General features: G+C 49.3%; 13 protein-coding genes. 7 read left to right on the forward strand and 6 right to left on the reverse strand.

All coding sequences use genetic code 11. The features are described from left to right. Positions 1-13: 13 nt before the first annotated feature. Positions 14-1186: a DNA double-strand break repair nuclease NurA gene (locus tag NC980_RS16915; RefSeq protein ID WP_190377215.1), complete on the forward strand. Its 1173-nt coding sequence runs from the start codon at positions 14-16 to the stop codon at positions 1184-1186. Here NC980_RS16915 and NC980_RS16920 read toward each other — a convergent pair whose 3' ends face one another. Beyond that, complete coding sequence (locus NC980_RS16920; protein WP_190377216.1) at positions 1187-1546, reverse strand: tetratricopeptide repeat protein; 360 nt, start codon at positions 1544-1546, stop codon at positions 1187-1189. 148 nt (positions 1547-1694) lie between these two features. Here NC980_RS16920 and NC980_RS16925 point away from each other — a divergent pair, with 148 nt between their 5' ends. After that, entirely contained in the window at positions 1695-2297 is a 603-nt protein-coding gene (locus NC980_RS16925) for a DUF4126 family protein (RefSeq protein ID WP_190377217.1), read from the forward strand. 43 nt (positions 2298-2340) lie between these two features. On the opposite strand, the gene NC980_RS16930 is transcribed toward NC980_RS16925, so the two are convergent. Together NC980_RS16930 and NC980_RS16935 are read right to left on the reverse strand one after the other, a co-directional pair. Continuing rightward, positions 2341-2901: a Uma2 family endonuclease gene (locus tag NC980_RS16930; RefSeq protein ID WP_190377218.1), complete on the reverse strand. Its 561-nt coding sequence runs from the start codon at positions 2899-2901 to the stop codon at positions 2341-2343. 44 nt (positions 2902-2945) lie between these two features. Further along, positions 2946-3449, reverse strand: coding sequence for a L,D-transpeptidase (locus NC980_RS16935; protein ID WP_190377219.1), 504 nt, complete (start codon positions 3447-3449; stop codon positions 2946-2948). Positions 3450-3609: 160 nt separating this feature from the next. Between NC980_RS16935 and dnaK the strand changes: the two genes are divergently transcribed. Together dnaK and NC980_RS16945 are read left to right on the forward strand one after the other, a co-directional pair. Further along, positions 3610-6066, forward strand: coding sequence for a molecular chaperone DnaK (gene dnaK, locus NC980_RS16940; RefSeq protein WP_190377220.1), 2457 nt, complete (start codon positions 3610-3612; stop codon positions 6064-6066). Positions 6067-6164: 98 nt separating this feature from the next. Beyond that, positions 6165-7163, forward strand: a complete 999-nt coding sequence (locus tag NC980_RS16945; RefSeq protein ID WP_190377221.1) for a J domain-containing protein — start codon at positions 6165-6167, stop codon at positions 7161-7163. On the opposite strand, the gene NC980_RS16950 is transcribed toward NC980_RS16945, so the two are convergent. Further along, a complete protein-coding gene (locus NC980_RS16950; protein WP_190377222.1) occupies positions 7160-7366 on the reverse strand; it encodes a hypothetical protein in 207 nt (68 codons plus the stop codon). The two genes, NC980_RS16945 and NC980_RS16950, sit on opposite strands and share 4 nt — an antisense overlap. 123 nt (positions 7367-7489) lie before the next feature. Next, positions 7490-7822, reverse strand: a complete 333-nt coding sequence (locus NC980_RS16955) for a DUF565 domain-containing protein (protein ID WP_190377223.1) — start codon at positions 7820-7822, stop codon at positions 7490-7492. Positions 7823-7860: 38 nt separating this feature from the next. Between NC980_RS16955 and NC980_RS16960 the strand changes: the two genes are divergently transcribed. The 3 genes from NC980_RS16960 (at position 7861) to NC980_RS16970 (ending at position 10580) form a co-directional block, all read left to right on the forward strand. Beyond that, the gene (locus tag NC980_RS16960) at positions 7861-9066 is read left to right on the forward strand and encodes a homocysteine biosynthesis protein (protein ID WP_190377224.1); all 1206 of its coding nucleotides are present in this window, start codon (positions 7861-7863) and stop codon (positions 9064-9066) included. Positions 9067-9326: 260 nt separating this feature from the next. Further along, on the forward strand, positions 9327-9602 hold the full coding sequence (locus NC980_RS16965; RefSeq protein WP_190377225.1) for a hypothetical protein: 276 nt from the start codon (positions 9327-9329) through the stop codon (positions 9600-9602). A gap of 123 nt (positions 9603-9725) precedes the next feature. Then, positions 9726-10580, forward strand: coding sequence for an alpha/beta fold hydrolase (locus NC980_RS16970; RefSeq protein ID WP_190377226.1), 855 nt, complete (start codon positions 9726-9728; stop codon positions 10578-10580). A 27-nt stretch (positions 10581-10607) separates the two neighbouring features. Here NC980_RS16970 and NC980_RS16975 read toward each other — a convergent pair whose 3' ends face one another. Continuing rightward, entirely contained in the window at positions 10608-11642 is a 1035-nt protein-coding gene (locus NC980_RS16975; RefSeq protein ID WP_242027006.1) for a hypothetical protein, read from the reverse strand. Between the last annotated feature and the right edge of the window lie 453 nt (positions 11643-12095).

Consider the following 12095-nt stretch of genomic DNA (forward strand, 5'->3'; position numbering starts at 1 on the left):
AACTGTGTTGCTCATGCCTATCAAACCTTCCCAGATTTTGAGCTTGCTCGATCGTAAGCGCGAGGAGTTTATGTCGTTCGATCGTACTGCCCTCCAAGCGCTTCAGCAGTACGGAACCGCATTGATTCAGATGTCGCAAAAGTCTGATCAAGCCTTACTCAAAGCATTAGAGGGGATAAAAGATTGTGGGGCAAGACCGTTAGAGCCGTTGGGCTTGTTTCCCGAATGGATGATGCACTCAAATCTAAGCTGGCAAAATCGCGAAGAGAGTTTAGAGTGGGTGCGCGATCGCATTACCGGAGTTTCGACTTTTTCAGTCGATGGTTCTCAAATCTATCCAAGCAAAGATTTCTCAATTCCGGTTGCCTTAGTGCAAATTGGCTGGTTCGAGAACGATCATCTTGAATCAGGCAAGTATGAAAAAGACATTGCTCTCGATGTGATGACCCCGAATGATCTGAAAGTGGGACGGGGCGATCTTGCCGATCGACGAGTCAATTTACGTCGCTTTGAAATGGAGTGCGATCGTATTGTTCAATACATAGAAGAACACGCTGGAAGTCGATCTTGTCTTGCCTTCTTCGATGGCTCACTGATTGCAACGTTTGCAGAAGCATTCGACGAAGAGACAAAGAATTTTTATGTCAGATGTATTCGCACGGTATTACAAGCGAGTGAAGATTATCGCGTTCCTGTCGTGGGCTATGTCGATACTTCCACAGCGCGAGATCTCACAGAAATGCTACAGCGATTGTGTCAGCTACCTGAACGCAAAACCATCCATGATGCCCAATTGCTCAATCGCGCTAAGAACCAGATGCAATGGGGCGATCGCACTCCGATCTTTCTCTCTCAACGTCCTGGCATTCGAGATTTATATTTTGAACATTGCGATCGCATTGCCTTCGCCTATCTAAAAACCACACAAGATGGCTATCCGGCTCGAATTGAATTACCTGTCTGGATCTACGAAGAAGGCTGGCACGATCGCGTTTTAGATTGGGTACGCGCAGAAGTGGCGATCGGAGGCGGATATCCTTATGTGATTGAGACAGCCGATCAGGTTGCAGTCTTGAAGAATGACGATCGGCAAACCTTTTATCGATTACTACAGGATTGGGCAGAGAAGGAAGATCTCACCCTCCGACTCTCGCGCAAAATGATCAGTAAAGTAAGGCGACGCTAATTATGCAAAAACTAATTTGTGCTTTAGTCCGATCGACGCTCTCGCATGAATGTAAGCCGGATCAGGATAATGATCGATTGCTCGATCGTATGACTTGATCGCATTGCCATACGCACCCATTTCCATCAATAACAATCCACGATTAAACCAAGCTTGATGATAATTGGGCTGTAGAACTGTGGCACGATCGTAGTTACTCAATGCTTCTGCATACCGTTTTAATGCAGAAAGCGCATTCCCACGAAAGTTCCAAGCCTTCGAGCAACTTGCATCAGTTCCAATTGCTTGATCAAAATGCTTGATTGCCTCTAAATATTCTTCTCGCTGACAACATTCAAAACCTTTTTCTAAACTATCCATCCCAAACACCTGAATCTCTGCATCTTAAGTATCTGATCGAAGTTCTCTACCGTCTGGGAGGGATTTCTCGACTCGATTTGATTCGGTTAGCAGAGACAGGAATGCGCGATCGCGCCCTACACTCGAATTAGAAATTTGGATAAAGTCAGTGGACTCGACACTTCACACGATTATTGAAATTCTTTTGGGCATCAGTTTAAGTGCGGCAGCAGGATTTCGCGTGTTTATTCCCCTGCTGATTGTGAGTGGTGTTTCTGTATTCGGACATTACGATTTACCTGCTGACTTCGACTGGCTGGAAAATTCTCAAGCATTTGGATTGTTTGCGATCGCCAGCATTCTCGAAGTGATTGGATATTCGATTCCCTGGTTTGATCATGCGCTCGATGTGCTTGCAACTCCCGCCGCGATGATTGCCGGAACGGTTGTCGCTGCTTCGGTTGCACCGGATATGAATCCATTGATTCAATGGACATTAGCGATCGTTGCAGGAGGCGGAACCGCAGGCATTACAAAGTTATTAACAAACTTACTCAGAGGCACATCGACGGCTGCTTCGGGTGGCTTGACGAATCCGATCTTCGCTGCGGTAGAACTCGCGATCGCAGTTCTGCTTTCTGTGTTAGCGCTCACCGCCCCGATCGTCGCCGGACTGCTGGTGATTGGATTGTTCAGCTTTGGATTCTATCGACTGACAAAGTTCGTCACACGCTGGCGGACTCAGGGCAGAGTCAAAACTTTGCAAGAATAACTGCCCTTGCAACTTAGCTAAATATAATTTTCTGAGCTAAAACTCATCCTAAAATTTCATCAGCTGTAATTGAGACTCCGGGAAATGCCAAAAGCTCGATCGCTTGACCCCGCATAAAGGTCTGAAGTGATCGATATCCTGTAGCACTTGGTTGCCGATACACCTCAATTAGTTCTGCATTCACATCAACAACCCAAGATTCAGCAATGCTGTCTTCGGCATAGAGCGGAATTTTGACAGTGCGATCGTAGCGAATGGTTGAGTCTGAAACCTCAATCAGCAAAAATACATCAGTTGGAGTGGGATGAGCAGACGCATAAAAATCTTCACGCGGTCTCAAGATTGCAATATCAGGTTGAGGTTCTGAATGTGCATCAACTTCAACTGGATTTTGAACTGCGACTATCACTTGATCACCAAACTTTTTGAAGAATAGCCGATTCAGCCGATTAACCCCCGCTGCGTGTCTTGTCCCAATGGATGCCATCTCAATAATTTCCCCTCGAATCAACTCGACACGATCGCCCTCTTGAATAATTCCGGTTTCGATCATGCGGTGATACTGCTCAACCGTAAATAGTCGTCTTAAAACCTCGGTTGTCATGACGAAATCCCCCAGGTTAGTAGTACGTCTAGGTTATCAAGAATCTAAGGCTCAACGATAATAGGAGTCCCGATCGACACCTTTTCAAATAGCGCCACCACATCTTTATTTCGCATCCGAATACATCCATGCGATACCGCTTGTCCGATTAGCTCCGGTTCATTCGTACCGTGAAATCCAAGCTGCGTTTTTCCATCTGTCCAAAACCCAATCCAACGCACACCCAAGGGATTATCTCGTCCGGGCTTGATGATTTTTCCGGTTCTAAAGTTTTTGAACACCGGATTCACTTCTTTCGAGAACACTTTATATTCGCCGGGAGGAGTTTCCCAGCCTGATTTACCCACCGCGATCGCATAACTTGCAACCACCGCTTTTCCTTCATATACAAACGCTCGCCGTGCTTTCGTCCGTATTACCACTCGCAAGGGTGCAGCCTCTGGTTCGGACAGTTGAATTTCAGCCGTCGATCGCCAATCTGGAGCCGCTAGCACTGGCAGTCCACCAATCAGCAAAAATCCGCTTACGAGAGCTAAAATTCGTTTCATCTCACTCACCTTTCACGCTTTTTCTATCATTCCTGATCATCTGGTTAAAATAATCAAGCGCTGATCGGCACATCTGATCAGCCTGAACAGCGGATGTGGAAACGACAGGATAGAATAAGTCCAGCAAACCTTATGATCGCAGTAAAGGTTAAAGAAGCGAATGGGTAGAGTCGTTGGGATTGACCTGGGAACAACCAACTCGGTCGTGGCAGTCATGGAGGGCGGTAAGCCAGTAGTCATCGCCAATGCCGAAGGAATGCGAACCACGCCATCGGTAGTCGGCGTGAGTAAAGAAGGCGAACGTCTCGTTGGACAATTGGCGCGTCGTCAGGCGGTGCTTGATCCGCAGAATACGTTTTTTGGCGTGAAACGGTTTATGGGGCGCAGATATGCCGAACTTAACCCCGAATCGAAGCGCGTTCCTTATACAATCCGTAAAGACGAAGCGGGCAATATCAAGCTGAAGTGCCCTAGACTCGATCGTGATTTTGCCCCAGAGGAAATTTCCGCACAAATTCTGAAGAAATTAGCCGACGAAGCCGCTCGATATTTGGGCGAACCTGTGACGGGTGCAGTGATTACAGTTCCGGCTTATTTCAACGATGCTCAACGTCAAGCAACCCGCAATGCTGGGCGAATTGCCGGACTAGAAGTAAAGCGCATTCTTAACGAACCGACTGCGGCATCGTTGGCCTATGGACTCGATCGCGTGCAAAGCGAAACCATTCTTGTGTTTGACCTCGGTGGCGGTACGTTTGATGTCTCGATTCTTGATGTTGGCGATGGTGTGTTTGAAGTAAAAGCCACCAGCGGCGATACGCAGTTAGGCGGAGGCGAGTTCGATAAAAAGATCGTTGATTGGCTAGCAGAGCAGTTTTTAGAGCGCGAAGGCATTGATTTACGCAAAGAGCGCCAATCGTTACAGCGACTCACGGAAGCCGCAGAAAAGGCGAAAATCGAGCTTTCCGGCGTGGGCGTAACGGAGATTAATCTCCCCTTTATTGCAGCCGATAAAGACGGCCCGAAACACTTAGAGACGCGATTAACCCGATCGCAGTTTGAAGGCTTATGCGAGGACTTGCTCTCGCGCCTGAGACTTCCCCTGCGAGAAGCGTTCCGCGATGCAGGCATGAGTCCCCGCGATATCGATGAAGTCGTGCTCGTCGGCGGCGGAACTCGAATGCCGATGGTGCAAGAAGTCGTGCGATCGTTGATCAATCTCGAGCCGAATCAAAACGTCAACCCGGACGAAGTGGTTGCGGTTGGAGCCGCCATTCAAGCTGGAATTCTAGCAGGCGAAGTCAAAGACATTCTGCTGCTCGATGTCACTCCGATCTCAGTTGGGCTGGAAACGATCGGCGGCATTATGAAAGCGCTGATTCCACGCGGAACCACGATTCCAACTCGGCGATCGGACGTTTTCTCAACCTCCGAAGACAACCAAACCGTCGTTGAAGTTCACATCCTACAGGGTGAGCGTCCGATGGCATCCGGGAATAAATCGCTAGGGCGGTTTAAGCTCATGGGCATTCCGCCTGCACCGCGTGGCATTCCTCAAATTCAGGTCGCGTTTGATATTGATGCCAACGGCATTATGCAAGTGACGGCGATGGACCGCACCACTGGACGCGAACAGAGCATCACCATTCAAGGGGCATCGAACTTAAGCGACGAAGAGATTAAGCAAATGATTCGCAGCGCCGAAGAATTTGCCGAAATTGATGAACTCCGCAAAGCCAAAGTCGAGAAGCGCAACCGCGCCGAAGCCATGACCTATCAGGCAGAGCGCCAACTGCGAGAAGCCACTCTAGATTTCGGATTCCAGTTTGTTCAGCCTTACCGCAATCGCATTGAACCGCTGGTGCAGCGACTGCGAGCAGCACTCGCAAACAACGACGATCGCGGAGTTGATATCGCAGAAGCCGACCTCAGAGATGCCCTTTACGATCTAAATCGTGAAGTTTATCAGCAAAACAGAGAGGAAGAAGGCGAAGGCGGCATCCTCAAATCAATCAAAGACTTTTTCCTCGAAGACGACGACGATTACTACTACGACAATCGCCGCGATTACCGAGATGACTATTGGAGCGGTGGACGCAGTGGTTATGCGCTGAATCCCGCTCGTGAGCCTGATTTGTATCGCCCAGATTATCCGCGCCGGGATTCCTACAGCGATCCGTACAGTTCAGGCGGGCGAGATGCTAACGGCTCAAGTGGTCGATCGACCCGCGATGCTGATTATGGCTCTAGTCGATCGACCCGTGATTCTGACTTCAGCACGCCGCCGCGCCGCAGTGCTGATCCGTATGGCGATGCTTACGGTTCGCGGGATTCTTACGGCACCAGCGATCGTTCATCCCGCAGTTCCGATTATTACGACTACGGTTCCCCCCAATCGGATCGTTCACCCCGACAAGACAGCGACTACGATTCGCCGCGTCGGGACAGCTATGATTCACCCCCAACTCGTAAGCGTCCCGATTACGATGCCGATTATTACAACGATCGCCAATCCCGCAGCAGCGATCAGCCTCGCCGCGATGATACCCCTCGCAAGCGTCCCAGTCGCCCCAACTATCAGCAAGACAACTGGGATGATGAAGACGACTGGCTGTAACGAGAAGTCAGGGACAAAGAGGAATGCGCCGAGATTTCAAAACAGTGCTACACTCTAGTCCCTAAGCTTCTTTTCAACCCTCCTAGCTCTGTTTTCCTATGCAAAGTTTCCGCAATTATTACGAGATTTTGGGCGTTGCTAATGATGCATCGGCTGATGAAATTAAGCGATCGTATCGACGCTTAGCGCGACAATATCATCCAGATCTCAATCCAGGAAACATAGCAGCAGAAGACAAGTTCAAAGCTTTGGGAGAAGCTTATGGCGTATTGTCTGACCCAACGAAGCGGGCGCAGTATGATCAATACGGCGGTTTTTGGAAACAGCGCGGCTTTCAAACCGGGCGTGGGGGACGAGACGACAAATCGACCTATGGCAAATTTAAGACGTTCAATGAGTTCTTCGATGAGGTTCTCAGCCGGAAGACTCCCGCACCAGAGCCAGACTTCGATCCGGTTCCACGTCAGACCCGAACCACCCGCACCGTCCGTACTGCGACACCTCCGCCGCCTCCGAGACAAGAGCCTGATCCATTTCGTCCGGGAACCTCGAAGGAAAGTTACACCGTGAGACCTCCCAAACCGAAGCGAGATGCAGAAGCAAGGTTAACAGTTCCGCTTGAAAAGGCTTACTCTGGGGGACGGGAGCGCATTCGACTCGAAGATGGTCGATCGCTCGAAGTGGATATGCCGCCTGCGATGATGACTGGGCAAAAAGTCCGGCTGCGGGAGCAAGGCGTGAACGGTGGCGATCTGTATCTCAAAATTGAAGTCTCATCGCATCCGTTTTTCCGACTAGAAGGATTAGACATTAGCTGTAAACTGCCGATTACGCCGAGTGAAGCGGTCTTAGGCGCACCCGTTGAAGTGCCGACACTCGATGGATTGGTGAAGATGGTGATTCCAGCCGGAGTGCGATCGGGACAGCGCTTGCGACTGGCAAACAAAGGCTACCCCGACGTGAACGGCGATCGGGGCGACCAAATTGTAGAAATTCAGATCGCCGTCCCAAAAGAACTCAGCGAACAAGAACGCGAACTTTATGAGAAGCTGCGGCAAGCTGAGACTTTTAATCCTCGGAAGGACTTACCCGTCTAATCTTCCGGGAGAATCCATTGCGTCGGGGTTGACATGCGCTCTAGCGATTTTTTCCGTACCGCTTGATCTGCCATTTCCAGCAGCTTATCGAGCGGCGTATCACTGATAAATTGGCTGGCTTTCTCGGTGTACTCACGGTTTGGGCAGTCATCCCCCAGAACACAGCCGTTTTGACACATTTCAGCGCAGTTAATTTCCGTCATGGTCTCTCCAGAGTCGTTAATCAGGTGTTCTCAAGCAGTAGCGACAGTCTACCCACTTGTTATTTTAGCGGGCATCGACGATCGTACCTATCTCCCTCGTGGTATGCGAGAATCAACCTACGGTTAGCTTCCAAGTTTGAAGGCTTCGAGAAATAAGCTGTAAATCAATCCGAGCTTGAGCGCATTCGCAACTTCAATCAGAAGCGATCGACGCAAGCGAGCATTTCCGCTGTAAGTAAACCGACTCACCGCTTCTGTTAATAACAGCAGAAAAAATGCTTCCACGATATCGAGTTCCGCTTTCTGACCTGCACTGGTTGAAATGGCACTACCAAGGAAAAAACCGAGCAGCAATCCGATAATCAGCAAGGACGTGCGCCGCCAAGGATTGCGAAACACCTGATTAAGTTGTGCCGCAGTGGTATTCACGATCGTACTCAGTCGAGTATTCTGCATAATTCAATTGCGCCTGATCACAAGACTATCCAAACTGTATGCGAACTCTTGCCGAAATTAATCAAAAAATTCAGCGTGGAACCGCGATCGTTCGCACTGCTGAGGAAGTGAAAGCTCAAGTGGCGGAAATGGGCATAACGGAAACGGCAAAAGTCGTTGATGTGATTACGACTGGAACTTTCGAGCCGATGGAAGCTTCAGGCGCAATTCTGAACTTAGGACAGACCGATCCGCCAATCAAAATTCGCCAGTGCTGGATTGATGGCGTGCCTGCTTATGCAGGGTTTGGAGCGGTGGATTTGTATTTAGGCGCGTCTCAATTAGTTGAATACCCCAGTGGAGGAGAGCCGCTCGATAGTGACGATCGCGAGTCTCCAGATGTACGGCAACGACAGCGCGGCGGCGGCCATGTGATCGAGGATTTGATTGCCGGAAAGTCGGTGAACCTACGTGCGATCGGGCAGGTGACGGACTGTTATCCGCGCTCGTCCTTCGAAACGACGATTACCCGCGATACGATTAATCAATTCTATTTGTTCAATCCTCGCAATCTGTACCAAAACTTTATCGTTGGAGTAAACGGCGGCGATCGTCCCTTGTACACCTATCTAGGCGCACTTCAACCGCGTTTAGGGAATGCCGTCTTTTCAAATCCGGGCGCAATTTCGCCATTGCTCAACGATCCAGATCTGCAATTAATCGGCATCGGATCACGAATCTTTCTCGGTGGTGGAGTGGGTTATATTGCTTGGGAAGGAACGCAACATTTTCCGCTGCAAAAGCGCTTACCAAACCGCACCCCGATCGGGCCTGCTTCTACACTGGCGCTGATTGGTGATGCGAAACAAATGGACGCGAAATGGGTACGGGGTTGCTATTTTCGCGGCTATGGTGCTTCGTTAATGTTGGGTGTTGGCATTCCATTGCCTGTGCTGAGTGAAGAAGTAATCACTCATTGTGCCGTTCGCGATAAAGATTTGGTGGCTCCGATCGTTGATTTTTCTATTCCTCGCCGCGTGCGTCCAACCTTTGGGCTTGTAAGTTACGCTCAGTTGAAATCGGGTCGATTAACGATCGACGGTAAATCTGTCCGGGTTGCTCCACTTGCCAGCGTTTATTTATCGCGACAGGTCGCCCTTGAGTTGAAGCATTGGATCAAGTCAGGAACGTTTACTTTGACCGAGGCAGTGGCACCGATTCCGAGCGATCGAACATTTATTCCGCAAGATATGCGCGGCAGTTGAATACCTTTGGAGAGTAGAAGAAAACTATAGTGATCCTGTTTGAGTTGTAAACGCTAAAAGGAGTAGGGAGTAGGGGGCTGAAAAGGGAACGACACCCCACTCCTCACTTCACAACTAATTCAGGTCACCATATAAGCAATTTCGCTTAGATCTAATCTGATCTAACGGTAATTTGACGGGGCTTTCACGTCCTACTTGATTCGTTTCAAATTACTAATGTAAAGTCAAATTAAGAATACCTCGGAAAGAGATTAGAAGTTGTGTTTATCGTTAATAAGGCTTCTGGTGAGCAGATCGATCGTCATCAAATCAATCAGATCAAAATTGAATTGGAGAAAAAATTTAGCAATCAAGCTTTTGATCCAGCAGGTTTGGGACTGATTTGGGCGGGTGAATCAGAATTCGTCTTACTTAGTGCAAATCTTTGCCTACAAGCATTACACATTAACCTGATTTATGCTGTGATCGAGCTTTATCGGGAACAGCAGCTTGACCTTGTAGAGCTGGATTCTCCAAAGTTTCGGCTTAAATGCTGAAACCACGAAGAAAAGTACAGCGCTTCGGGTTGAGCCGTGCGGAAACTCAGCAAATTGAACTCTGCGGCGGATTTAATTTGCTGAGCCGATCGCGCTCCCGATGCAAACCTCATTGAGACGCTCATGTACGCCAACATTCGAGGCACACAAATCTATTTCGATATTGAAGGTGCAGGACTTGTTCCTCAAGGCAATCAAATGCGCGAAAAACCAGTCGCCTTTTTGATTCATGGAGGGCCTGGAGCCGATCACACTTCCTACAAACCGACCTTTTCTGCATTAAACAACAAGATGCAGCTTGTCTACTTCGACCATCGTGGACAAGGACGATCGGCAAGAGGCGACAAATCCACTTACACACTCGATCAAAACGTCGAGGATATGGAAGCGCTGCGACAATATTTAGGGCTAGAGAAAATCATTGCGATTGGTGGCTCCTACGGAGGTATGGTGGCGCTCACTTACGCAACTCGCTACCCCCAAAACCTCTCACACTTGATCGTGATTGCCACAGTCCCCGATTCTCGCTTTCTCAAACGTGCCCAGGAAATCTTGCAAGAACGCGGCACACCCGAACAAATCGCGATCGCACAATATCTCTGGAATGGTAACTTTGAAACCGAAGAGCAACTCAGCGACTATTTCCGCATCATGCACCCGCTTTACTCATTTACGGCTGATTCAACTCAAGCGGTTCAGCGTCGATCAATTCTCTCGATCGAGGCAATTAACGAAGCCTTTGGCGGATTTTTGCGATCGTACAATGTCCTCGATCAGCTCCACAAAATTACGGCTCCAACGCTCGTAATCGCAGGTCGCCACGATTGGATTTGTCCGCCTGAATTCTCTGAAGAAATTGCCCAAGCGATCCCTAATTCAGATCTCCGCATCTTCGAGAACAGCGGACATTTGATTCAAGTGGATGAACCTGAAGCGCTACTTGATGTGATCGCAGGCTTCATCGTTTACAAAAAATAAGGGCGATCCGAAGACCGCCCGTTCAACCTATGCTTCACTAATCGCGCTATCTGCCGCAGGAGGACTGCTTTCAGCCCGACGCTTCACGGGCTTGGGCAACGGTTCCGATCGACGCGGTGCTTCTGGCGCAGAAGCGACACTTGTGGGTCGGCGATCACCTCCACCCGGACGCGGACTAAACGGTCGTCTTCCGCCCGGACGAAATCCTGGACGACCGCCTAAGCGCTCCCTAGCGCTTTCCTCCTTCGATTTTTTGCGAGGCGGAATCATTCCGATCGATTTAGCGCTCTTGATGACGAGATCGGCTCCTTCACGCTGGACGTTGAGTTCCCAGAAATAACCGACCACTTTTCCGCTCAACTCACCATTGAGCTTTAGCTTAAAAGACTTCGCTCGATCGTCTTTCTTGCGCGGCGACTGCTGAATCTTTACCACAACAGACTTCTCTTCAGGTGTATGAAAGATAACTTCTCCCCGAATCGAGAAATAATTATCTTCAACTTCCGAAGAGGGTAGATATGCAGGCGATTCTGCTTCTTCCTCGTCAGGCTTACTGAGATTTTCAGGCTCCCAAACTCCGACAATCTGAACGTGCAAATCTTCCTGCTTTTCGCGAGTGCGCGGATACACAACCCAGAGATGCTCTTGTTCGAGGTCTAAATGATTTTTCACCAGGCTCATGACGCGACCGAGCAATACCGCTTCGATCGTCGTGCCATCGGCAGTGATCATCTCGCCGCGGGTGAATTGCTCGTCCGAGGCTTTATACCGACCGCGCAGTAACCCAATGGCACGGTACTGCATCGGTTCGCTTGGGGCAGGAATCGGTTGCTGTCTCAAACTCGCCGGATCAAACGCTGGTTCTGACGGAGACTCAACTGCTGGAGGCGGAGCCGGAGCAGGCGACTGTGGACGAGCCACAGGGCGCACCAACGGGCGCTGAACAGTCGTGTGTTTTGAATCAGAGGCTTCTGAGGGTTGGGGCATGGTAGAGCCTTCAGCCGCATTCTGAGCGGCATAGGGTTTAGGAGGCTGGGGTGGGCGGTTTGGCAAGGGACTCATAGGCTGTCATCGTCACAGGCTGAGGGCAAAAGCATTTCAGGCGCTTATTGTACTGAATGCAGGCTGATTTAACGGAATCCGAACGCTTTGCAACGGGTTTACAAAAAACTCACCCAGCTTTGCATCTTTTTCGGAATCTCCCTAGTTCTGGTAAAACTGCCATAATAAAAAATAAGACAGTTTATAGAACTTCTTAGCATTTCCGGCACAGTGTCAGCAATAGCACTATGCCTATGATACTGATTTCTAATGCTGCGCTCTTCGATTTCTCGAATAGATAATTTTAAGTTTTCCCCTGGCTAGTTTGAGATCAACACGAAAGAATCAGCATTCCGCCAGTTTGAAAATCTCAACATTGAAATCTATCGCATAGAAGAGTGCAGAGAACCAATCCTGCTTTAGAAAGCGCTCGTCCTTAAAAAAGCGCGTTAAAATTTGTAAAGAAGGGTCTTA

Origin of the sequence: Leptolyngbya sp. AS-A5 (assembly GCF_039962495.1) — a bacterium.
GTDB lineage: Bacteria > Cyanobacteriota > Cyanobacteriia > Leptolyngbyales > Leptolyngbyaceae > Leptolyngbya.